At 56.1% G+C, this 22,196-nt stretch carries 20 protein-coding genes; 11 read left to right on the forward strand and 9 right to left on the reverse strand.

The features are described from left to right. Positions 1–43 precede the first annotated feature (43 nt). Positions 44–928: a LysR family transcriptional regulator gene (locus FFB58_RS09915; RefSeq protein ID WP_138369773.1), complete on the forward strand. Its 885-nt coding sequence runs from the start codon at positions 44–46 to the stop codon at positions 926–928. Between the two features lie 27 nt (positions 929–955). On the opposite strand, the gene FFB58_RS09920 is transcribed toward FFB58_RS09915, so the two are convergent. Continuing rightward, positions 956–1,162 carry a YfgG family protein gene (locus FFB58_RS09920; protein WP_039029698.1) on the reverse strand — a complete coding sequence of 69 codons (207 nt, stop codon included), beginning with the start codon at positions 1,160–1,162 and terminating at the stop codon, positions 956–958. Positions 1,163–1,510: 348 nt separating this feature from the next. Here FFB58_RS09920 and FFB58_RS09925 point away from each other — a divergent pair, with 348 nt between their 5' ends. Beyond that, entirely contained in the window at positions 1,511–3,751 is a 2,241-nt protein-coding gene (locus FFB58_RS09925) for an EAL domain-containing protein (RefSeq protein ID WP_138370000.1), read from the forward strand. An 8-nt stretch (positions 3,752–3,759) separates the two neighbouring features. On the opposite strand, the gene ppx is transcribed toward FFB58_RS09925, so the two are convergent. The 4 genes from ppx to purM all read right to left on the reverse strand — a co-directional run bounded on the left by ppx (position 3,760) and on the right by purM (position 9,222). Further along, a complete protein-coding gene (ppx, locus tag FFB58_RS09930; RefSeq protein ID WP_138369774.1) occupies positions 3,760–5,301 on the reverse strand; it encodes an exopolyphosphatase in 1,542 nt (513 codons plus the stop codon). Positions 5,302–5,304: 3 nt separating this feature from the next. Next, the gene (gene ppk1, locus FFB58_RS09935) at positions 5,305–7,365 is read right to left on the reverse strand and encodes a polyphosphate kinase 1 (RefSeq protein WP_039029695.1); all 2,061 of its coding nucleotides are present in this window, start codon (positions 7,363–7,365) and stop codon (positions 5,305–5,307) included. Positions 7,366–7,546: 181 nt separating this feature from the next. Continuing rightward, positions 7,547–8,188: a phosphoribosylglycinamide formyltransferase gene (gene purN / locus FFB58_RS09940; protein ID WP_138369775.1), complete on the reverse strand. Its 642-nt coding sequence runs from the start codon at positions 8,186–8,188 to the stop codon at positions 7,547–7,549. After that, entirely contained in the window at positions 8,185–9,222 is a 1,038-nt protein-coding gene (gene purM / locus FFB58_RS09945; protein ID WP_039029693.1) for a phosphoribosylformylglycinamidine cyclo-ligase, read from the reverse strand. The genes purN and purM overlap by 4 nt, the downstream gene beginning before the upstream one ends. Positions 9,223–9,501: 279 nt before the next feature. Between purM and FFB58_RS09950 the strand changes: the two genes are divergently transcribed. The 4 genes from FFB58_RS09950 (at position 9,502) to FFB58_RS09965 (ending at position 13,967) form a co-directional block, all read left to right on the forward strand. Further along, positions 9,502–10,932 carry a 6-phospho-beta-glucosidase gene (locus FFB58_RS09950; RefSeq protein ID WP_138369776.1) on the forward strand — a complete coding sequence of 477 codons (1,431 nt, stop codon included), beginning with the start codon at positions 9,502–9,504 and terminating at the stop codon, positions 10,930–10,932. Between the two features lie 227 nt (positions 10,933–11,159). Further along, complete coding sequence (upp, locus tag FFB58_RS09955) at positions 11,160–11,786, forward strand: uracil phosphoribosyltransferase (RefSeq protein WP_032613066.1); 627 nt, start codon at positions 11,160–11,162, stop codon at positions 11,784–11,786. A gap of 94 nt (positions 11,787–11,880) precedes the next feature. Continuing rightward, positions 11,881–13,170 (forward strand): uracil permease, encoded by a 1,290-nt coding sequence (uraA, locus tag FFB58_RS09960; RefSeq protein WP_039029691.1) that lies wholly within the window; start codon positions 11,881–11,883, stop codon positions 13,168–13,170. Between the two features lie 95 nt (positions 13,171–13,265). Beyond that, positions 13,266–13,967, forward strand: a complete 702-nt coding sequence (locus tag FFB58_RS09965) for a DnaA inactivator Hda (protein WP_071886429.1) — start codon at positions 13,266–13,268, stop codon at positions 13,965–13,967. A gap of 33 nt (positions 13,968–14,000) precedes the next feature. Here the strand turns inward: FFB58_RS09965 and arsC are convergent, their stop codons facing one another. Both arsC and bepA read right to left on the reverse strand, forming a co-directional pair. Next, complete coding sequence (gene arsC, locus FFB58_RS09970; protein WP_138369777.1) at positions 14,001–14,360, reverse strand: arsenate reductase (glutaredoxin); 360 nt, start codon at positions 14,358–14,360, stop codon at positions 14,001–14,003. An 11-nt stretch (positions 14,361–14,371) separates the two neighbouring features. After that, the gene (gene bepA, locus FFB58_RS09975) at positions 14,372–15,835 is read right to left on the reverse strand and encodes a beta-barrel assembly-enhancing protease (RefSeq protein ID WP_039029689.1); all 1,464 of its coding nucleotides are present in this window, start codon (positions 15,833–15,835) and stop codon (positions 14,372–14,374) included. Positions 15,836–16,057: 222 nt separating this feature from the next. Here bepA and FFB58_RS09980 point away from each other — a divergent pair, with 222 nt between their 5' ends. Next, a complete protein-coding gene (locus tag FFB58_RS09980; RefSeq protein ID WP_138369778.1) occupies positions 16,058–17,119 on the forward strand; it encodes an AI-2E family transporter in 1,062 nt (353 codons plus the stop codon). 134 nt (positions 17,120–17,253) lie between these two features. Here FFB58_RS09980 and bcp read toward each other — a convergent pair whose 3' ends face one another. Next, positions 17,254–17,724: a thioredoxin-dependent thiol peroxidase gene (bcp, locus tag FFB58_RS09985; RefSeq protein ID WP_039029687.1), complete on the reverse strand. Its 471-nt coding sequence runs from the start codon at positions 17,722–17,724 to the stop codon at positions 17,254–17,256. Then, positions 17,724–18,293, reverse strand: a complete 570-nt coding sequence (locus FFB58_RS09990; protein ID WP_039029686.1) for a glycine cleavage system transcriptional repressor — start codon at positions 18,291–18,293, stop codon at positions 17,724–17,726. Before FFB58_RS09990 ends, bcp begins: the two co-directional genes overlap by 1 nt. 145 nt (positions 18,294–18,438) lie before the next feature. Here FFB58_RS09990 and dapA point away from each other — a divergent pair, with 145 nt between their 5' ends. From dapA to FFB58_RS10010, 4 genes are all read left to right on the forward strand, one after another. Further along, on the forward strand, positions 18,439–19,317 hold the full coding sequence (gene dapA, locus FFB58_RS09995) for a 4-hydroxy-tetrahydrodipicolinate synthase (protein WP_138369780.1): 879 nt from the start codon (positions 18,439–18,441) through the stop codon (positions 19,315–19,317). A gap of 16 nt (positions 19,318–19,333) precedes the next feature. Further along, complete coding sequence (gene bamC / locus FFB58_RS10000) at positions 19,334–20,368, forward strand: outer membrane protein assembly factor BamC (protein ID WP_039029684.1); 1,035 nt, start codon at positions 19,334–19,336, stop codon at positions 20,366–20,368. 109 nt (positions 20,369–20,477) lie between these two features. Beyond that, the gene (purC, locus tag FFB58_RS10005) at positions 20,478–21,191 is read left to right on the forward strand and encodes a phosphoribosylaminoimidazolesuccinocarboxamide synthase (protein ID WP_039029683.1); all 714 of its coding nucleotides are present in this window, start codon (positions 20,478–20,480) and stop codon (positions 21,189–21,191) included. 123 nt (positions 21,192–21,314) lie between these two features. Then, on the forward strand, positions 21,315–22,184 hold the full coding sequence (locus FFB58_RS10010; RefSeq protein WP_039029682.1) for a neutral zinc metallopeptidase: 870 nt from the start codon (positions 21,315–21,317) through the stop codon (positions 22,182–22,184). Positions 22,185–22,196 lie beyond the last annotated feature (12 nt).

Here is a 22,196-nt window from a genome sequence, read left to right on the forward strand (position 1 = left end):
GGCAGGCCCGGGCGTTTATGGCTCCTATAAGAGAAACTTTGTAATGACGACGCTGAATCTGGGACAGCTGGCGACCTTTCGCCTGGTGGTGCAGCGGGGCAGTTTTTCTGCCGCTGCGGATGTGCTCGGGCTTTCGCAGCCGGCCGTGAGCTTGCAGATCCGCCAGCTGGAGCAGTTTCTGCAGGCGCGATTAATCGAGCGTACCGGGCGGGGTGTTAAAGCCACGGCGGCCGGGCTGGCGTTATTAACCCACGGCGAGCGCATCGGGCGGGCGGTGGATGAGGCGATACGTTCCGTGGCCGCGTTCAGCCAGGAAGTGAGCGGAACCATCACCCTTGGAATGGGCGCGACGGCCTGCATTCACCTGTTGCCACCGCTCCTGCAGGAACTGCGTCAGTCGCATCCGCTGCTGCGGGTCGGCGTCACTACCGGCAACACCCTTGAGATCGTTCGCGCTATCGAGGAGAACCGTCTCGATCTGGGGCTGGTGACGCTCCCGGCAGCCGGTTCGGCGCTGGCGATCGCCCCGGTGATGGATGAGGAGTTTGTGTTTATCGCCGCCGGGGAACAGCAGGCGCAATTTGACACGCTGACCGCAGAGCATCTGCAGGATCGGCCCTTTATCGCGTTCAGTGCGGGAAGCAGTACGCGCCTGGTGATCGACGCCTGGTTTCAGGCAAGCGGCGTGGAAGCGCAGCCGATTATGCAATCCGGCAGTATCGAAGCGATCAAGCGTATGGTTCGTGTCGGGCTGGGATACAGCATCATTCCCCGAATGGCGGTCGATTGCGTGGAAGACAGGCAGGGGTTATGCGTGCGGTCGCTTACGCCGGTATTACAGCGCCAGCTGGCCATCGTAATGCGTCAGGATAAAATTCTGAGCAAAGGAATTAGCGAAATTATTCGATTATTACAGCCTGCGGAATAATTAAATTAACCAACAAAATCCAAACGATTAATTAATTGTCGACGGGGAACGCTCGGCGTAATCGACGGAGAGGCTGGATTGCTGGGCCTGCTTTTTCTCCTGATGGTGATACCACGCACCAATAGAAGAATAAACGAAGCGGCCGACGAAAAAGAAGAGGCTGATAAGCAGTATGATACGCGTCATCCGAGTGTTAAACCGATGTCGTCTTCGCATACGTGTGGCCTGACTCACTGTAGTTATCCTGAAAATACCCTGCGGGCGGTACGCCATTAAGGCATACGGGCGGGCAGGGGTCAATTAATCCTAATGTAAAATTCCGTCAACAACTCACCCATTTATTGTTATGTATAATAATAAGTTTATTTACGCCATTGATAATTAGCACAAAAGTAGGGTTAAAAAGCGTGAATATTATTTATCGATATTAATATGTTTGATTTAAGTCAAATGTCACTCGCCGTTGCTAACTAAAATCTTTATTCCTTTCGTGTAATCGATATTTCGTCTGCACGGCAACATTGTCAGGTTGGATGCCTGTCTGAACTACCCCCCTGGATGAGCGGGTTTACTATGGCATCTATGACTATTTTCGCGTTATACAAAAAATACAAAGACCACTGGTGGGGACTGCCGTTGCTCCTGCCGGTGCTCCTGCTGCCCCTTGCCCGTCACGCCACAACCTACACCCAGGTGGAGGGTCACGTTGTGGTGCTCTATTACATGCCCCTGGCGTTTCTGCTCTCGCTGATGCTGTTTTATGGCATGGCGGCCGTGCCTGGCATTATGCTTTCGCTGTTCCTGCGCTACTACCCCTCGATCGGCGGCTACGAAACCGCCGTTACCATGGCGCATTACCTGATCCCGATAACGCTCAGCTGGGGCGGATATAAGGTCTTTGCGCCGCGTCGGAACAGGGTCTCGTACGGCGACGGACGGCTGATGGCGCAGCGTCTGTTCTGGCAAATGTTCTGCCCGGCCACCATTTTCCTGCTGCTGTTTCAGTTTGCTGTCTACCTTGGCGTCTATCAGACAAGGTTCGATCTGGTGGGTATCAACACCATCGGCATCCGCTCGCTGATTAACTATCAGGGATTGCTGGTTGGCTGTCTGACCGGGGTGCCGTTCTGCTACCTGGTTATCCGCACCCTTCGCCACCCCCGCTATCTGCGCAGCCTGATCTCCCAGATTGCGCACCAGATTGACAGCAAGGTGACGGTGACGGAAGTTATTATCTGGATAGTAGCAACCAGCTCGCTGCTCTCCTTGCTGCTGTGGCCTATCAATGAAAACAGCACCATCTTTAGTACCAACTACACGCTGTCGTTGCTGATGCCGGTGATGCTGTGGGGCTCGATGCGCTTCGGTTACAAGCTGATGTCTCTGATCTGGACCCCGGTGCTGATCCTCTCCATTCACTATTTCTACCGCTATATCCCCTGGTCGCAGGGTTACGACATCCAGCTCACCATTACGTCATCCAGCTATCTGGTCTTTACCTTCGTGGTAGTTTATATGGCGATGCTGGCGACGCGTCAGCGGGAAGTGAATATTCGCGCCCGGCGTCTGGCGTTCCTCGACCCGGTGGTGCACATGCCCAACCTGCGTGCGCTCAACCGTGCCCTTGGAAAGAAGCCCTGGTCGGTGCTCTGCTTCCTGCGCATCCCGGAACTGGAGGTTCTGGGGCGTAACTACGGCGTATTGCTGCGTATCCAGTACAAACAGAAGCTGGCCGCGTGGCTGAATGAATACCTGGAATCAGATGAGTGCGTGTATCAGCTGTCGGGTCACGATCTGGTCTTGCGGTTGAATACCGAAATGCATCAGTCCCGCATTGACGAACTGGATCAGCACATCAAGCGTTTTCGTTTTATCTGGGACGGAATGCCGCTCCAGCCGCCGGTGGGGGTCAGCTACTGCTATGTGCGTTCCCCGGTGGTGCATCTCTATCTGCTGCTGGGCGAGCTGAGCACCATTGCGGATCTCTCTCTGGCGACCAATCACCCGGAAAACCTGCAGCAGCGCGGCGCCATTAATCTTCAGCGCGGCCTGAAAGACAAAGTCGAGATGATGAACCGCCTGCAGCGGGCGCTGGAAAAAGACGAATTTACCCTGCTGGCGCAGCCGGTACAGGGCATTCGCGGCGATAACTATCACGAGATCCTGCTTCGTCTGCAAAATGGCGACGACGGATTGATTTCGCCCGATGTCTTCCTGCCCGTTGCCCAGGAGTTTGGCCTCTCGTCGCGCATTGATTTGCTGGTGCTGGAGAAGGCGCTTAAGTTTATGGCGGATAACCGGGAAGCATTGCCGGCACAGCGGTTCGCTATCAATCTTTCGCCAACGTCCGTCTGCCGGGCCCAGCTGCCGCTTGAGGTCAGCCGGATGTTGCAAAAATATTCTGTTGAGAGCTGGCAGCTGATCTTCGAGATCACCGAGAGCAGCAGTTTTGGCAATGCCGGGCTGGCGATGCAGACCGTGAATCACTTGCAGCAGATGGGATGCCGGATTGCCATTGATGATTTTGGTACCGGCTACGCCAGCTATGCGCGCCTGAAAAATGTCGATGCCGATATCCTCAAGATCGACGGCAGCTTTATCCGTAACATCGTCAGCAACAGCCTGGACTATCAGATTGTTGCCTCCATCTGCCATCTGGCGCGGATGAAAAAGATGCTGGTGGTGGCGGAGTATGTTGAAAGCGAAGAGATCCGCGATGCCGCCGAGGCGATGGGCATTGACTATTTTCAGGGCTATTTAATTGGGAAACCCGTGCCGCTGGAAAATGTGTTGATGACAGAGGCGCTCAGTCAGAGCGCCTGAGGGGAGGGTTACGCAGCGACGTTCGGCGAGCGCTCTTCTTCAATTTTTAAGCACCAGCCGGTGACGGCGCTCCAGTACTGCTGCTCTTTTTCCAGATCCAGCAGAACCAGCGCGTTCTGGCTAAACCAGTCGTGCGGGAAGCTCAGCGTCCAGTGGTTATCGTCCGTGGTGAGCGTCAGCGTTGGCGGCGTGGTGGTCGCCTGGCGCTGGTTGTTCAGCAGCACGCCCAGACGTAACAGCTGGATCAGCGGCTGGAACTGTTTTTTCTTAAACAGCGTAAAGCGCGGCAACTCGTCCAGCTTAACGGCTTTACGATGATAGCGTACCAGCGAGGCCATCATGGTCTGCTGCTCCTGGTTGAAGCCGGGCAGGTCGCTGTTTTGCAGGATATAGGCCGAATGGCGATGCATCCCGCTGTGGTTGATATTCAGCCCCACTTCATGCAGCATCGCCGCCCACTTAAGCAGAGCTGCCAGCTGCGGATGCGCCAGTTTCGGATTCTGGGCTTCCCACTGATCGTACATATGGATCGTGGTTTCCAGCACGCGTCGGGCCTGTTCGCGGTCAATATTGTACTGATTGGCCAGGCTCTGGGCGGTACGGCTGCGGATATCCTGGTGACGGAAGCGGCCCTCCATCTCATACAGCACGCCTTCACGCAGCGCTCCGTCGGACAGACGCAGCTCACGGATTGCCAGCGCATCGAACACGCCGCACAGGATTGCCAGACCCGGCACAAAGACCGCTTTGCGCTCTTCGGACAGACCCGGCAGGCTCAGGGCATCAAAGCTCTTATGCTTGATCACCTCTTCCATCAGCATGGTCAGACGCTCTGGCGTGATAAAGCCATCTTTTTCGCCCATCTCTACCAGCACTTCGTGCGCCGCTTTGATGGTACCCGAGGCGCCAAGCGCCACGTTCCAGCCCTGCAGACGATACTGCCAGGCGAGGGACTCCAGTTTCTGTACCGCCGCCATACGCGCGCGCTGGAAGTTCTCCCGGCTGATAACACCGCCCGGGAAATAGAGCTGGGCAAAGCTGACGCAGCCCATCCGGCGGCTTTCAACCAGGTGCGGTTCAAAGTTCTCGCCAATCACCAGCTCCGTCGAGCCGCCGCCGATGTCAATCACCAGCTTGCGGCCCTTTTCAGGTTGCGTATGTTCCACGCCCATAAAAATCAGACGGGCTTCTTCGTTACCCGAAATGATCTCAATAGGGTAGGGGATCACCTTTTCAGCGCGTTTTAAAAATTCCGTGGCGTTAGCCGCCTGGCGCAGGGTATGGGTTCCGACAATGCAGACGCTTGATGCGGTGAAGCCCTGCAAACGTTCGGCGAACAATGACAGGCAGTTAAGCCCGCGCTCCATCGCCTCTTCGCTGAGCATATTGTCCGCACCCAGGCCGTCAGCCAGGTGGACGCGCTGCTTCAGACGACCGATGATCTGCATTGCGCCATCCACCTCACGGGCGATGACCATGTGGAAGCTGTTAGAACCTAGGTCGACCGCAGCAAACTCCTGCGGTCGTGGGGTCTTGTCGTTTATCGGCATAGGTTAATCGGGTTGCTCGAGTGATTTGATATAGTCGTAAATCGCCAGCTGTGCGCGCACCTTACGGCGGTTGCCGCGCGGCACATAGCGGTTACTCAGTTCTTTATCGATATAACGTGCTTTTACAGTATCACTTAACAATAAGTCAATGATATCAAGAATTTGTTGCTTCAGCCGTGGATCAAGCAGCGGTGCCGCCACTTCAATACGGTAATCGATATTACGCGTCATCCAGTCGGCTGAGGAGAGGTAGACGCGTTTATCGCCACCGTTCTCAAAAATATAGATGCGATCGTGCTCGAGATAGCGGTCGACGATACTGATGACGCGAATATTTTCACTAATCCCTTCGAGATCGGGGATCAGGGAGCACATACCGCGGATCAGCAGGTTAACCATCACCCCCGAGCTGGACGCAGCATACAGGCGATCCACCAGCCCTTTATCGACCAGGTTATTGAGCTTCAGCGTGATGCCGGAAGGCAGGCCCTTCTGCGCATTGGCGATCTCACGGTCGATCATGTCATACAGCAGGCGACGGGAGTTCTGCGGGGAGACCAGCAGATAGTCGAAGCTGACCGGGCGATACGGGTTTTCAATAAAGTTAAACACCCGACGCACTTCGTTGGTGATCCGCGCATCGGCGGTCAGCAGCGAGTAGTCGGTATAAATGCGTGCGGTTTTTTCGTTAAAGTTACCGGTGCCGATGTGGGCATAACGCACCACGTCATCGCCCTCTTTACGGGAGATGAGGAACAGCTTGGCGTGGATCTTCAGGCCAGGGGCGGAGAAGATCACGTGCACGCCCGCTTCGGTGAGACGACGGGCCCAGTGGATGTTGGCCTCTTCGTCGAAACGCGCCTGTAGTTCCACCACCACGGTCACTTTCTTGCCGTTGTGGGCAGCGTGGATCATCGCATCGATGATGCGGGAATCTTTCGCCACGCGGTAGATGTTGATTTTAATCGCCAGCACGTTGGGGTCGAACGACGCCTGACGCATCAGTTCCAGCACGTGCTCAAAGGTGTGGTACGGATAGTAGAGCAGGACGTCGCGCTCGCGAATGGCGTCGAAGCCGTTGCGGAACTTATCAAACCAGATGTGGCGCAGGCGCGGCAGCGGCTTGTTCACCAGGTTGGCTTTGCCAACGTTCGGGAAGCCGATAAAGTCTTTGAAGTTATGGTAGCGACCGCCCGGCACGATGGAGTCGTAGCGGGAGATAGTCAGCTTCTCGCGAAGCATCTCGACCATGGCATCGGGCATATCGCGCTGATAGACAAAGCGCACCGGCTCGGCCGTCAGACGCTGCTTAAGGCTGGAGGACATCAGCTCCATCAGGCTGGCCTCCATCTCGTGCACCAGATCGTACTCCGCGTCGCGGGTCATCTTCATGGAGTAGGCGTTCAGCGCATCGTAGTCGAAGAAGCCTTTAAAGATGTCGTCCAGGCAGTAGCGCAGAATGTTATCCAGCAGGATCATCGGCTTGCGGCGACGCGGCGTTTCCGGCGGCAGATTGACAAAGCGCGGGACTTTATCTGACGGGATCTCCAGCAGCGCATAGCGGATGCTGTCGCCGCGGATAATCTCTACCGCCAGATAGGTGTAGTCATCCTTCAGGAACTGCACCAGATCGGTTTCGCGGTTAATCAGGATCGGGGTGATGTGCTGGCGCAGATAATGTTTGAAATAGTGACGCAGCCAGCTCTGCTGGTTGACCGAGAGCTGACGCTCGTTGATCAGGAAGATTTGATTGCGCGCCATCTCCAGCAGCAATTCGTTATAGAGGCTATCAAACTCTTGATCGGCTTTCAGTACGCGGGACTGGATCTTGCCCAGCAGATGACGCGAGTTCGAGTTTAAACCCTGCTCTTCGCTAATGATGATTCGGCGCTTCAGTTCAGCAAAGCGAACTTTATAGAACTCGTCCAGGTTATTGGAGTAAATCCCCAGAAAACGCATGCGCTCAATCAGCGGGTTAGTTTTATCCGCCGCTTCCTGAAGCACGCGCTCGTTGAATGCTAACCAGCTTAGCTCTTTCTCGATGTATAACTTTTCCTGACCCATTACTACTCACACTCCAGTTCAATCACAGGACGTGGTAAATCCGTCTCGCCTTTATTATGGCGAGCATTTCCACAATATGTCCAACTGTGTCAGAAAAGTATGACAGTTAAATTATTTTTTGAGGGAAAATAGAGAGTTAGTTAAGTAGGTCGGGTAAGCGAAGCGCCACCCGACAAATATACTATTCTTCTGCCGCATGTCCTTGCGGGGGTAACGGCGCGCCGTCCAGCCAGGCGGCGCCGTCGCGCATTTCCAGACGACCGTCAACAAACCAGCTGACCACCAGCGGGTAGATGGCGTGCTCCTGGGCCTGCACCCGGGCGGTGACATCCTCTTCGCTGTCGCCTGCAAATACCGGCACTTTCGCCTGCAGAATAACCGGGCCGCCATCCAGCTCGTCAGTGACGAAATGGACCGAAGTGCCGTGCTCTTCATCGCCGTTATCCAGCACCTGACGATGGGTGTTCAGGCCAGGATATTTTGGCAGCAGGGAAGGGTGGATGTTCAGCAGTCGCCCGGCATAGTGCGCAACAAACGCCGGGCTGAGGATGCGCATATAGCCGGCAAGCACCACCACGTCCGGGGCGTAGGCGTCTATCTCCTGCACCAGCTCGCAGTCAAAGGCCTCGCGGCTGGCAAACTGGGAGGCGCTGAGCGCATGCACGGCAATGCCCGCATCGCGGGCACGCTCAAGGCCGTACGCATCGGCCTTGTTACTGAATACTGCGCGGAGGGTGCCGTTGATTTTCTTCTGTTTGCAGGCATCGATGATAGCCTGCAAATTACTTCCGTTACCGGAAATGAGCACCACTATATTTTTCATTCAATGACCACACGCTCTTCGGAATCAGACGCTTTGATGATACCGATTTTCCACGCGTTTTCACCTTTCGCCTGCAGCAGCGCCAGGGCTTTGTCCACTTCGCTTGCCGGCAGGGCAATAACCATCCCCACGCCGCAGTTGAAGGTGCGATACATCTCGTGATTGCTGACGTTACCGGCATCCTGGAGCCAGTTAAATACCGCAGGCCACTGCCATGAAGACTCGTCGATCACCGCCTGGGTGTTGTCCGGCAGTACGCGCGGGATGTTTTCCCAGAAGCCGCCGCCGGTCAGGTGGGCGATAGCGTGAACGTCCACGTTCTCAATCAGCTCCAGAACCGATTTCACGTAGATACGGGTAGGTTCGAGCAGGTGATCGGCCAGCGGTTTCCCTTCAAGCTCGGTGGTGAGGGGGTCGCAGCCGCTCACTTCGACAATTTTGCGCACCAGGGAGTAGCCGTTAGAGTGTGGGCCGCTGGACGCCAGGGCGATCAGCACGTCGCCGTCGGTCACTTTGCTGCCGTCAACGATCTCTGATTTTTCGACAACGCCCACGCAGAAGCCAGCAACGTCGTAATCTTCGCCGTGGTACATGCCCGGCATTTCGGCAGTTTCACCGCCCACCAGCGCACAGCCAGACTGCAGACAACCCTCGGCGATGCCGCTGATTACGCTGGCTGCGGTATCCACGTCCAGCTTGCCGGTCGCGTAGTAGTCGAGGAAGAACAGCGGCTCAGCGCCCTGAACAACCAGGTCATTGACGCACATCGCGACCAGGTCAACGCCAATGGTGTCGTGGCGTTTCAGATCCATCGCCAGACGCAGCTTGGTGCCCACGCCGTCGGTGCCTGAGACCAGAACCGGTTCACGGTATTTTTGCGGCAGCGCGCACAGTGCGCCGAATCCTCCCAGACCTCCCATCACTTCCGGGCGGCGGGTCTTTTTCACCACACCTTTGATACGGTCAACCAGCGCATTACCTGCGTCAATATCAACACCGGCATCTTTGTAGCTGAGAGAAGTTTTGTTGGTCACGGCTCAAGTCCCCACGCGATTGCATTGCGATAGTAAGAAAAATCGGCGCAATTCTAACAGTCCAGGCAAACGTTTGCGAGCCCATTCTGCAACAGAAAATAGCGCCCCTGAAAATCCAGCGAAAATCGCACCTCAGGACGCAAACATGAACCCGTTCACGAAAATGAAACCGGGTACATTCTTATTCTTGCAACCCTGCCAGGGAATGCACATCATTTTACTGAAACCGGTTTCTGTACTCTTTTTTGCCGATAATTAACGCTGAATGAGGGATATCGCATGTCAGGATTCAAAGAGGATTTTCTGTGGGGCGGCGCGGTGGCGGCGCATCAACTTGAAGGCGGCTGGCAGGAGGGCGGGAAGGGCGCAAGCGTTGCGGACGTGATGACCGCTGGCGCACACGGCGTCCCCCGCGAAATCACCGACGGCGTGCTGCCGGGTAAAAACTACCCCAACCACGAAGCCATCGATTTCTATCACCGGTACAAAGAAGATATCCAGCTGTTCGCGGAGATGGGCTTTAAATGCTTCCGCACCTCCATTGCCTGGACGCGTATTTTCCCCAAAGGCGACGAGCTGCAACCTAACGAGGCGGGGCTGAAGTTTTACGACGATCTGTTTGATGAGTGTCTGAAGCACGGCATCGAACCGGTGATCACCCTCTCGCACTTCGAAATGCCTTATCACCTGGTAAAAGAGTACGGCGGCTGGCGTAACCGCAAGCTGATCGACTTTTTTGTGCGCTTTGCCAGCGTCGTGTTCGAGCGCTATCAGCACAAAGTGAAGTACTGGATGACCTTTAACGAGATCAACAACCAGGCCAACTTCCACGAGGATTTCGCACCCTTTACTAACTCCGGCCTGCACTATCAGCCGGGTGAAGATCGCGAGCCGGTGATGTTCCAGGCGGCGCACTATGAGCTGGTGGCGAGCGCTCTGGCGGTGAAAGCCGGACGCGACATCAACCCGTCCCTGCGTATCGGCTGCATGATCGCCATGTGCCCAATCTATCCGCTGACCTGCGCCCCGAACGATATGATGATGGCGATGAACGCCATGCACCGCCGCTACTGGTTCACCGACGTGCACGTGCGCGGAGCCTATCCGCAGCATCTGCTCAACTACTTCGCCCGTCGCGGCTTTGAGCTGGATATCACCGAAGAGGATAAAGCGGCGCTGAAGCAGGGCTGCGTGGACTACATTGGCTTCAGCTATTACATGTCGTTTGCCACCAAAGCGACGGACGACAACCCGCAGCTGGATTATGACGAAAGCAAAAGCCTGGTCTCCAACCCGTACGTGCAGAAGTCTGACTGGGGCTGGCAGATTGACCCGGTGGGGCTGCGCTACTCCCTGAACTGGTTCTGGGATCACTACCAGCTGCCGCTGTTTATTGTCGAGAACGGTTTTGGCGCCATCGACGTGCTGGAGAGCGACGGCACGGTGAACGACCAGTACCGCATCGACTATCTCAGCGCCCATATCCGCGAGATGAAAAAAGCGGTGGAGGAGGATGGCGTGGATCTGATGGGCTACACCCCGTGGGGCTGCATCGATCTGGTCTCTGCCGGAACGGGCGAGATGAAAAAACGCTATGGCTTTATCTACGTGGATAAAGACAACGAAGGCAACGGCACGCTGAATCGCAGCAAGAAAAAGTCGTTCGCCTGGTATCAGAAGGTGATCGCCAGCAACGGAGAGAACCTTTAGTTGCCGGGTGGCGCTAACGCTTACCCGGCCTACACTACACGTAGGCCCGCATAAGCGTAGCGCCACCGGGCAGATCCCGCACCCAAGCCGGAGCCCTGTCTCCGGCTTTTTTTGTCTCTAAATCACTTTGCTTGATGTACGTCAAGCAAGATGGGTATGGCGCTGTCCGCAAAAAGCGGTATAATCCGGCGATTTTTTTTGTGGCTGCCACCCGAAGGAGAAAGAGAATGAAGATTGTGGAAGTGAAACACCCACTCGTTAAACACAAGCTGGGCCTGATGCGTGAGCATGACATCAGCACTAAGCGCTTTCGTGAACTGGCCTCTGAAGTTGGCAGCTTACTGACCTATGAAGCAACCTCCGATCTGGAAACCGAAACGGTGACCATTGAAGGCTGGAACGGCCCGGTACAGGTTGAGCAGATCAAAGGCAAAAAAATTACCGTTGTGCCAATCCTGCGTGCGGGTCTGGGCATGATGGAAGGCGTGCTGGAGCACGTCCCAAGCGCGCGTATCAGCGTGGTCGGTATCTACCGTAACGAAGAGACGCTGGAGCCGGTTCCGTATTTCCAGAAGCTGGTGTCCAACATCGACGAGCGTATGGCGCTGGTCGTTGACCCAATGCTGGCGACCGGTGGTTCCATGATCGCCACCATCGACCTGCTGAAAAACGCTGGCTGCAGCAGCATCAAGGTGCTGGTGCTGGTTGCCGCGCCGGAAGGTATTGCCGCGCTGGAAAAAGCGCACCCGGACGTTGAGCTTTACACCGCGTCTGTCGATCAGGGACTGAACGAGCACGGGTACATCATCCCGGGCCTCGGCGATGCCGGCGATAAGATTTTTGGTACCAAATAAGTGAATAACGAAAAAGAAGCCGACTTTGATAGTCGGCTTTTTTTTGAATAAAAAACCCAACCGCTTAAAACAAACAACACTTGAGGAAGAATCTATGACGCGCCGTGCTATCGGGGTGAGTGAAAGACCGCCACTTTTGCAGACTATCCCGCTTAGTTTGCAGCACCTGTTTGCGATGTTTGGCGCAACCGTGCTGGTGCCTATTCTGTTCCACATTAACCCGGCCACCGTGCTGCTGTTTAATGGCATCGGGACGCTGCTGTATCTCATTATCTGTAAAGGCAAAATCCCGGCCTATCTGGGTTCCAGCTTTGCATTTATTTCTCCGGTCCTGCTGCTGCTGCCGTTAGGTTATGAAGTGGCGCTGGGCGGTTTCATCATGTGCGGCGTGCTGTTCTGCCTGGTGGCTTTCATTGTGAAGAAAGCGGGTACCGGCTGGCTGGACGTGATGTTCCCGCCTGCGGCGATGGGCGCAATCGTTGCCGTCATCGGCCTTGAACTGGCGGGCGTTGCGGCGAACATGGCGGGGCTGCTGCCTGCCGACGGCCAGGCGCCGGACACCAAAACCATTATCATCTCGCTGGTGACGCTGGGCGTGACGGTCTTTGGCTCCGTGCTGTTCCGCGGCTTTATGGCGATTATCCCGATCCTGATTGGCGTGCTGGCGGGCTATGCGCTCTCCTTCGCCATGGGCGTTGTGGATACCACGCCAATTGCCCAGGCCCACTGGTTCGCGCTGCCAACCTTCTACACCCCGCGCTTTGAGTGGTTTGCTATTTTCACCATTCTGCCTGCGGCGCTGGTGGTCATTGCCGAGCACGTTGGTCACCTGGTGGTGACGGCGAACATCGTTAAGCGCGACCTGATCCGCGACCCGGGCCTGCACCGCTCGATGTTCGCCAACGGTTTCTCGACCATCATCTCCGGCTTCTTTGGCTCTACGCCAAACACCACCTACGGTGAAAACATCGGCGTGATGGCTATTACCCGCGTGTACAGCACCTGGGTTATCGGCGGCGCGGCGATCATCGCTATCCTGCTCTCCTGCGTGGGTAAGCTGGCGGCAGCCATCCAGATCATCCCGGTGCCGGTGATGGGCGGTGTTTCTCTGCTGCTGTACGGGGTAATTGGTGCTTCCGGTATCCGCGTGCTGATTGAGTCCAAAGTGGACTACAGCAAAGCGCAGAACCTGATCCTGACCTCCGTTATCCTGATCATCGGCGTGAGCGGCGCGAAGGTTCACATTGGCGCAGCCGAGCTGAAGGGCATGGCGCTGGCGACCATCGTCGGTGTAGGCCTGGCCCTGATCTTCAAACTGATCTCCGTTCTGCGCCCGGAAGAAGTGGTCCTGGACGCGGAAGAGAGCGAAAAAGTCTCTCATTGATCGTCTAACCGGGCGGCCGATCCGCCCGGTTCTCTCCCCGCTTGTTCCGTGTTAAACTCTGGGCCGATTCCGAGTAAGACCTGGTTGAGGTATTTCTGAACGCACCGGCACAGCTCTCTTTGCCACTTTATCTTCCCGACGACGAAACTTTCGCGAGTTTCTGGCCGGGCGATAACCCCTCTTTACTGGCTGCACTGCAAAACGTGCTGCGCCAGGAGCACAGCGGTTACATCTATATCTGGTCGCGCGAAGGCGCGGGACGCAGCCATCTGCTGCACGCTGCCTGTGCCGAGCTTTCCCAGCGCGGGGATGCGGTCGGCTATGTGCCGCTGGATAAACGCACCTGGTTTGTGCCGGAAGTCCTTGATGGGATGGAGCAGCTGTCGCTGGTCTGCATCGACAATATCGAATGCGTGGCGGGGGATGAACTGTGGGAAATGGCGATTTTTGATCTCTATAACCGCATTCTGGAGTCCGGGAAAACCCGGCTGCTGATCACTGGCGATCGTCCTCCGCGTCAGCTGAATCTCGGGCTGGCCGATCTGGCTTCACGACTCGACTGGGGACAAATCTACAAATTACAGCCGCTCTCCGATGAAGATAAGCTCCAGGCTTTGCAGCTGCGGGCGCGGTTACGTGGGTTTGAACTGCCGGAAGACGTGGGGCGTTTTCTGTTAAAACGTCTGGATCGCGAGATGCGTACGCTGTTTATGACCCTCGATCAGCTGGATAAAGCCTCCATCACCGCCCAGCGGAAATTAACCATTCCTTTTGTAAAAGACATCCTCAATCTGTAGGCCCGGCGCACAGGCTACCGGGCCACTTCATGCTTACTTCACAATCTCAAGTACCTGTTCAGGCGGACGACCAATCCGTGCCTGACCGTTCGCCACCACAATCGGGCGCTCAATCAGCTTCGGATTTTCCACCATCGCCTGGATCAGTTGCGCTTCGCTGAGCGCGCTGTCCGCCAGGCCCAGCTCTTTGTAAAGCTCCTCTTTCTGGCGCATTAACTCCCGGGCGCTGGACATCCCCAGTTGACCAAGCAGCATGCGCAGGGTGTCGGCATCCGGCGGCGTCTCCAGATAGAGCACCACCTGCGGCTCAACGCCGTTATCCTTGAGCAGGTTCAGGGTTTCACGGCTCTTTGAGCAGCGAGGGTTATGGTAGATCGTAACCGCGTCAGACATCTTGTCTCCTTTTACATCTTTTCATACGGGCGATAGCGCTCCTGCAGCTGGCGCAGCTGATCGATGCGGGCATCGTAACGGGCCTGTTGCAGACTGCCGAGTTTTACCTGCGAGCTGGCGCTGCTCAGCAGCGAGATGGCCTGATCCAGGCGTCCGGCAAGGGCAAAACCTTCGGCCCGGGCAGCCAGCTCCTGATCGCGATGGCCAAGCGCGGCTTCTGCCTGGGCCAGCAGATCCCAACCGTTAGGGTCATCCTTATTACTGAAGGTGTAGCGGTTGAGGAGCGTGGCGGCGTCCTGCGGCTGTCCACCCTGTAAGTAAGCGTTCGCCAGGTTGAGCTGCAGTACCGGGTTGTTGCGCAGATCGCGGGCACCTTTCAGGCGGTTAATCGCATCCTGGGCTTTTTTCTGCCCTAAATCGATATCGGTCGCGAGATCGAGATACCAGGCGTTGCCTGACTCTGCGGCCAGCAGCGGCTGCAGGTTCTTGCGGGCTTCGTCGTAGTTGCTGGCTTCCATCGCCTGCAGTGCACGCCCATACTGGGCCGCCCGCTGCTCACGGACGTTGCCTTTGTTCAGGGCATCCAGCAGATCGTTGGTTAGCTGGTTACGCCCGGAGTTATACATGCCGAGGGTTCTGACCTTCGCCATGTAGAAATCCTGCGAGGACTGCACCACCACCGGACGCATCTGGTTGGCGCGGTTGCGCGCATCCGAAAGGCGGCTTTCCGGAAGCGGGTGGGTGAGCAAAATTTCCGGCGGGCGTGAAGAGTAGCGCGCCTGGTCGAGTAATTTTTCGAGGAAGCCCGGCATCGCCTGCGGGTCAAACCCGGAGCGCTGCAGCACCTGAATACCGATGCGGTCGGCTTCCTGTTCGTTTTGCTGGGTAAAGCTGATCATCCCCTGACGGGTTCCCGCCAGAGTACCGGTCAGCGCCGCCATACCCGCCTGCGGGCTGGCCATCGCCAGCAGGATAGAGCCCAGCGCGCCCACCCAGGTGAGCGGGGCGCTGCGCTTCTGATCTTCCATCGCTCGCGCCAGGTGGCGCTGGGTGACGTGGGAGATTTCGTGCGCCATGACCGAGGCCAGCTGGCTTTCGTTATCGGCATAGCGGAATAACGCCGAGTGCAGCACCACGTTGCCGCCGAAGAAGGCGAAGGCGTTGATCTCGTCGTTATTGATTAAATAGAAGTGGAAAGGCGTCTTGACCGAATTCGCATGGGAGACAAGACGCATCCCCAGCGAATTGATGTACTGCACCAGCAGCGGATCGTTAATCAGCGGCGCGCTGCCGCGCAGCTGACGCACATAGAAGTCGCCCATTTGCATCTCCTGACCAATGGAGAGCGTGCTTCCTGCCGAGGTGCCCATATCCGGCAATGAGTCTGCAGAGTCAGCGAAGGCTGGCATCATCTGGCCAGCGGTCAGCGCAGCGATGAGCGTCGCAACCAACGTTTTTTTCAACTGCCTGAACATAACCTCTGTCCTGTCTGGTGGGTGTGCTAATTTGACCGAAGAACCCGCATATCGTTCATCTGCGGCTGCTCTGCCAGTGTATTCGCGTCAGGGCGATAAGAAAATCCCTCTTTTCAGGCTTTTGCGTTTTGTGACAGAGCACGAAAAAGCGAAAGTCTTTTCATTAACTCTTCGATACAATTCACCCTTTACGTCCAGCCAACATCTTCAGGGAAGGGTTGTATGCTCGAGTTATTAATGCAGTGGTACCGCCGACGCTTTAGCGATCCCGAAGCCATTGCTTTACTGGTTATTCTGGTTGCCGGATTTGGCATCCTCTTCTTCTTTAGCGGGCTGCTGGCACCGCTGCTGGTGGCGATTGTGCTCGCCTATCTGCTGGAGTGGCCCACCGTCCGGCTGGAAAATATTGGCTGCTCCCGCCGCTGGGCCAGCATCATCGTGCTGGTCTTTTTTGTCGGCATATTAATGGTGATGTCCTTTGTGGTTCTGCCTATCGCCTGGCAGCAGGGGATAAACCTGATCCGCGACATGCCGGGGATGCTGAGCAAACTGTCTGACTTTTCCGCTACTCTGCCGCGCCGCTATCCGGCCCTGATGGACGCGGGCATTATTGATGCGATGGCTGAAAACATGCGTACCCGCATCATGACGATGGGGGATACGGTGGTGAAATTCTCCCTCGCGTCGCTGGTGGGCCTGCTGACGCTGGCGGTCTATCTGGTGCTGGTGCCGCTGATGGTCTTCTTCCTGGTTAAAGATAAAGAGCAGATGCTTAACGCGGTGCGTCGCGTTCTGCCGCGTAACCGTGGCCTGGCAGGGCAGGTGTGGAAAGAGATGAACCAGCAGATCACCAATTACATCCGCGGCAAAGTGCTGGAGATGATTGTCGTTGGGGTCGCCACCTGGATTGGGTTCTTGATCTTTGGCCTGAACTATTCCCTGCTGTTGGCGGTACTGGTCGGCTTCTCGGTGCTTATCCCCTATATCGGGGCCTTTGTGGTCACCATTCCGGTGGTGGGCGTGGCGCTGTTCCAGTTTGGGCTGGGCACGGAGTTCTGGAGCTGTTTCGTCGTCTATCTGATCATTCAGGGACTGGACGGCAACCTGCTGGTGCCGGTGCTGTTCTCGGAAGCGGTGAACCTTCACCCGCTGGTCATTATCCTGTCGGTGGTCATTTTTGGCGGATTATGGGGATTCTGGGGCGTGTTCTTTGCGATCCCGCTGGCAACGCTGATTAAAGCGGTGGTTCACGCATGGCCGGATGTGCCGGCGGTGGAGGAGTAGTTTTTGCCGGGTGGCGCTACGCTTACCCGGCCTACGGTTTTGTGCGGGCTGACGCCCTCACCCCGACCCTCTCCCACGTGGAGAGGGAGCAAACACTAAAAACGGCAACTCAGGTTGCCGTTTTGCATTTACCTTCAGGCGTTCGCTTTAACCCATTCCAGCACCACATCATGGTGATTGCTGGTTTTGAAGTCATCAAACACGTGTTCAACCTTGCCGTCAGCGTCAATCAGGAAGCTGATGCGGTGAATACCGTCATAGGTTTTACCCATAAAGGTTTTCTCACCCCAGACGCCAAACGCGTTGCAGACCTGGTGATCTTCGTCGGACAGCAGCGTGAAGTTCAGCAGCTCTTTTTCGGCGAAGCGAGACAGTTTTTCCGGCTTGTCGGTGCTGATACCCAGCACTTCAACGCCAGCAGTTTTCAACTCGTCCATGTTATCGCGTAAGCCGCAGGCTTGTACGGTACAGCCTGGGGTCATGGCTTTCGGGTAGAAATAGACCAGTACACGCTGTCCCTGGAAGTCGGTTAAATTTACTTGCTCACCGTCTTGATCGGGCAAGCTAAATTTCGGTGCGATGTCACCGGCTTTCAGTGGATTCATTACTCAACTCCATCCTGTTCATGCTGGGAATAATTGACGACGTTAATACTGCCTTGCGCATTCAGTTCTGTACAGAGGGCTTTGAACGCTTGCTCGATATTTGACGCATCGCGCGACGCCGGGCTGTGCGCGGTGATCTGAATAAACAGTTTAGGCACGGTGCCGACTTCACCCGGCTGAGTACGCGAAACCAGCTCAGCGATATTCATCTGGTGGCTGTCAAACAGGGCGGTAAAGCGTTCGATTAAATGCGGGGAGTCCGTCACTTCCACCTGCACCCATACGGTGGCGGGCAGGGCCGGCTGCGGGCGCGCGGTGGTGCGCTTCATCACGATCAGCAGATCCAACTCTGCGCCTTTTAATGGCAGGGTCGATTCAATTAAGGTGATCGCATTCCACGACCCGGAAAGCAGCATGATGAAGGTAAACTCTTCACCCAGCATCGCCAGGCGGCTGTCTTCGATATTGCAGCCGCAGCTACTGACGTGGCGGGTGATGGTGTTCACGATCCCCGGCCTGTCGGCACCCAGCGCAGTGATAACCAGGTAATGTTGTGATGAGGTTGTCAAACCTGTTCTTCCTTTGCGTGGTTTAGTCTTTCTAAGGAAAGCATAAAAAAAACCGGCATACAATAACCTGGAGGCCTCACGTCGCTTGCTTTTATTACAGCACCAAACGTACCATTGAGGCTCTTGTACGCACAGAGGATGGCCCATGTTCACGGGAAGTATTGTCGCGCTTGTTACACCGATGGATGAGAAAGGTAATGTCTGCCGGTCAAGCCTGAAGAAACTGATTGATTATCATGTCGCCAGCGGAACCTCGGCGATTGTTTCGGTAGGGACTACCGGTGAATCTGCAACGTTGAGCCATGAAGAGCATGGCGAAGTGGTCATGATGACTCTCGAACTGGCTGACGGGCGTATCCCGGTTATCGCCGGTACGGGCGCCAACGCGACCGCGGAAGCCATCAGCCTGACCCAGCGTTTCAACGACAGTGGTGTGGTAGGTTGCCTGACGGTCACGCCATACTACAACCGCCCGACCCAGGAAGGTTTGTTCCAGCATTTCAAAGCCATCGCTGAACATACTGACTTGCCACAAATTCTGTATAATGTGCCGTCGCGCACTGGCTGCGATATGCTGCCAGAAACGGTAGGCCGCCTCGCGAAAGTAAAAAATATTATCGGTATTAAAGAGGCGACCGGGAACTTAAGCCGCGTTCATCAGATCAAAGAGCTGGTTTCAGACGACTTTATTCTGCTGAGTGGCGATGATGCGACCTCGCTGGACTTTATGCAGCTCGGTGGCCACGGCGTGATTTCCGTGACCTCCAACGTTGCAGCCCGCGATATGGCTGAAATGTGTAAACTGGCTGCGGCCGGTCATTTCCATGAAGCGCGCTTGATTAACCAGCGTCTGATGCCGCTGCACAACAAATTATTTGTCGAACCCAATCCGATCCCAGTGAAATGGGCATGTAAGGAGTTGGGACTTGTAGCGACCGATACGCTGCGCCTGCCAATGACCCCGATTACCGACCACGGTCGCGAAACGGTCACGAGCGCGCTTAAGCATGCCGGTCTGCTGTAAAGTTTAGGGAGATTTGATGGCTTACTCAGTACAGAAGTCGCGCCTGGCGAAGGTTGCGGGTGTTTCGCTTGTTATGCTGCTCGCGGCCTGTAGCTCAGATTCACGCTACAAGCGCCAGGTGAGTGGTGACGAATCCTATCTGGATGCCGCGCCGCTTGCTGAACTTCATGCACCTGCTGGCATGATCCTGCCGATTCAGAATGGCGACTACAACATTCCGGTCACCAACGGCAGCGGCGCGGTAGGCAAAGCGCTTGATATTCGTCCGCCAGCACAGCCTCTGGCGCTGGTGAGCGGGGCGCGTACTCAGTTCACTGGCGATACCGCAACGCTGCAGGTTGAAAGCGCGCGTAACGCCACGCTGTGGCCGCAGGTGGTCAGCGTCCTTCAGTCGAAGAACTACGCGATTACTCAGCGCGACGACGCCAGCCAGACGCTGTCGACAGACTGGATCGAATGGAACCGTCTGGACGAAGATCAACAGTACCGTGGACGCTATCAAGTCTCTGTTAAACCTCAGGGTTATCAGCAGGCGGTGGTGGTTAAACTGCTGAACCTGGAGCAGGCGGGCAAACCGGTTGCAGACGCGGCATCCATGCAGCGTTACAGCACCGAACTGCTTAACGTCATTGCTGCGGGTCTCGACAAGAACGCCACCGACGCTGCTAATGCCGCTCAGAGCCGCAATGGCGCGACCTTCGACGTGCAGAGCGCTGCCGACGATACTGGTCTGCCAATGCTGGTGGTGCGTGGTCCGTTCAACCAGGTCTGGCAGCGCCTGCCATCCACCCTTGAGCGCGTCGGCATGAAAGTAACCGACAGCACCCGTTCAACGGGCAGCGTGACGCTCACCTACAAGCCGCTGTCTGACAGCAGTTGGGAAGCGCTGGGCGTACGCGATCCGGGACTGTCCTCTGGCGATTACAAACTTCAGGTCGGCGATCTGGATAACCGTAGCAGCCTGCAGTTTATCGATCCGAAAGGTCACACGCTGACCCAGTCGCAGAACGATGCGCTGGTCGCTGTCCTTCAGGCAGCCTTCAGCAAATAAAAAAAAGGGCTGGTTACTCCAGCCCTTTTAATTTTAGTGCCACGCAAACGTGTGCGTGGCATAATATCTCCAGTTTTGAACACAAATCATCACACCAGGAGTAATGAAGATGCAGAAGCAAGCTGAGTTGTATCGTGGCAAAGCGAAAACCGTATACAGCACGGAAAACCCGGATCTGTTGGTGCTCGAGTTCCGCAATGATACGTCAGCAGGAGATGGCGCGCGCATTGAGCAGTTTGACCGTAAAGGGATGGTGAACAACAAGTTCAACCACTTCATTATGAGCAAGCTGGAAGAAGCGGGCATCCCGACGCAGATGGAAGCGTTGCTGTCCGATACGGAGTGTCTGGTGAAGAAGCTGGATATGGTGCCGGTTGAATGTGTCGTTCGTAACCGCGCCGCGGGCTCCCTGGTGAAGCGTCTGGGTATCGAAGAGGGTATCGAGCTGAATCCGCCGCTGTTCGACCTGTTCCTGAAAAACGACGCCATGCACGATCCGATGGTCAACGAATCTTACTGCGAAACCTTTGGCTGGGTGAGCAAAGAGAACCTGGCGCGCATGCAGGAACTGACCTACAAAGCCAACGACGTGCTGAAGAAGCTGTTTGACGACGCGGGCCTGATTCTGGTCGACTTCAAACTGGAATTCGGACTGTATAAAGGCGAGGTGGTGCTGGGCGATGAATTCTCCCCGGACGGCAGCCGCCTGTGGGACAAAGAGACCCTGGATAAAATGGACAAAGACCGCTTCCGCCAAAGCCTCGGCGGCGTAATCGAAGCGTATGAAGCCGTTGCCCACCGCCTGGGCGTCAAGCTCGACTAATCCTGCCTTTTCTGCCAGGGGAGCGAAAGGTTCTCTGGCATCTCACCCCTGTTTCCAGTGGTAATCTTGTCCCGAACCGCCTACGATCTACCTATTATTAGGATGATATTTTTCGAGGTGGTTATGCGTTGGCAAGGACGTCGCGAAAGCGACAATGTAGAAGACAGACGTAGTGGCGGCGGTGGCCCATCCATGGGCGGCCCGGGTTTTCGTTTACCTGGCGGCAAGGGCGGCATCATTATCCTGCTGGTTGTGGTGGTGGCGGGCTACTACGGCGTCGACCTCAGCGGCTTGCTGACCGGGCAACCGATGCAGCAGCAACAGTATCAGTCTCCTCGATCCATCAGCCCGAACGAAGATGAAGCGGCGAAGTTTACCTCGGTGATCCTCGCTACAACGGAAGATACCTGGGGCCAGCTGTTCGACAAAATGGGCCGTACCTACCAGCAGCCGAAGCTGGTGATGTATCGCGGCGCCACGCGCACCGGCTGCGGTACCGGGCAATCGGTGATGGGGCCGTTCTACTGTCCTGCTGATTCTACCGTCTATATCGATCTCTCCTTCTACGATGACATGAAACGCAAACTGGGTGCCGACGGCGACTTTGCCCAGGGCTACGTCATCGCCCATGAAGTGGGTCATCACGTGCAAAAACTGCTCGGGATTGAGCCTAAAGTCCGTCAGCTTCAGCAGAATGCCAGCGAGAAAGAGGTGAATGCCCTGTCAGTGCGCATGGAACTGCAGGCCGACTGCTTTGCCGGCGTCTGGGGCCACAGTATGCAGCAGGAGGGGGTGCTGGAAGCGGGCGATCTGGAAGAGGCGCTTAACGCTGCCCACGCCATTGGCGATGACCGTTTGCAAAAGCAAAGTCAGGGTCACGTCGTACCGGACAGCTTTACCCACGGCACGTCGGAACAGCGCTACAGCTGGTTCAAAAAAGGTTTTGACGGCGGCGATCCGGCGCAATGCAATACCTTCGGCAAGGCAATCTGATCCTCAATGTCA

The sequence above is a fragment of the Enterobacter sp. MF024 genome (assembly GCF_005843915.1).
Classification (GTDB): domain Bacteria; phylum Pseudomonadota; class Gammaproteobacteria; order Enterobacterales; family Enterobacteriaceae; genus Enterobacter; species Enterobacter barmai.

Bases quoted from the DNA above. Each gene is read 5' to 3' on its own strand.
- dapA (WP_138369780.1), top strand. From the start codon at position 18,439: ATGTTCACGGGAAGTATTGTCGCGCTTGTTACACCGATGGATGAGAAA.
- upp (WP_032613066.1), top strand. From the start codon at position 11,160: ATGAAGATTGTGGAAGTGAAACACCCACTCGTTAAACACAAGCTGGGC.
- FFB58_RS09950 (WP_138369776.1), top strand. From the start codon at position 9,502: ATGTCAGGATTCAAAGAGGATTTTCTGTGGGGCGGCGCGGTGGCGGCG.
- arsC (WP_138369777.1), bottom strand. From the start codon at position 14,360: ATGTCTGACGCGGTTACGATCTACCATAACCCTCGCTGCTCAAAGAGC.
- purN (WP_138369775.1), bottom strand. From the start codon at position 8,188: ATGAAAAATATAGTGGTGCTCATTTCCGGTAACGGAAGTAATTTGCAG.
- bepA (WP_039029689.1), bottom strand. From the start codon at position 15,835: ATGTTCAGGCAGTTGAAAAAAACGTTGGTTGCGACGCTCATCGCTGCG.
- purC (WP_039029683.1), top strand. From the start codon at position 20,478: ATGCAGAAGCAAGCTGAGTTGTATCGTGGCAAAGCGAAAACCGTATAC.
- ppk1 (WP_039029695.1), bottom strand. From the start codon at position 7,365: ATGGGTCAGGAAAAGTTATACATCGAGAAAGAGCTAAGCTGGTTAGCA.
- uraA (WP_039029691.1), top strand. From the start codon at position 11,881: ATGACGCGCCGTGCTATCGGGGTGAGTGAAAGACCGCCACTTTTGCAG.
- FFB58_RS09980 (WP_138369778.1), top strand. From the start codon at position 16,058: ATGCTCGAGTTATTAATGCAGTGGTACCGCCGACGCTTTAGCGATCCC.
- FFB58_RS09925 (WP_138370000.1), top strand. From the start codon at position 1,511: ATGACTATTTTCGCGTTATACAAAAAATACAAAGACCACTGGTGGGGA.
- bamC (WP_039029684.1), top strand. From the start codon at position 19,334: ATGGCTTACTCAGTACAGAAGTCGCGCCTGGCGAAGGTTGCGGGTGTT.
- ppx (WP_138369774.1), bottom strand. From the start codon at position 5,301: ATGCCGATAAACGACAAGACCCCACGACCGCAGGAGTTTGCTGCGGTC.
- FFB58_RS10010 (WP_039029682.1), top strand. From the start codon at position 21,315: ATGCGTTGGCAAGGACGTCGCGAAAGCGACAATGTAGAAGACAGACGT.
- FFB58_RS09915 (WP_138369773.1), top strand. From the start codon at position 44: ATGACGACGCTGAATCTGGGACAGCTGGCGACCTTTCGCCTGGTGGTG.
- bcp (WP_039029687.1), bottom strand. From the start codon at position 17,724: ATGAATCCACTGAAAGCCGGTGACATCGCACCGAAATTTAGCTTGCCC.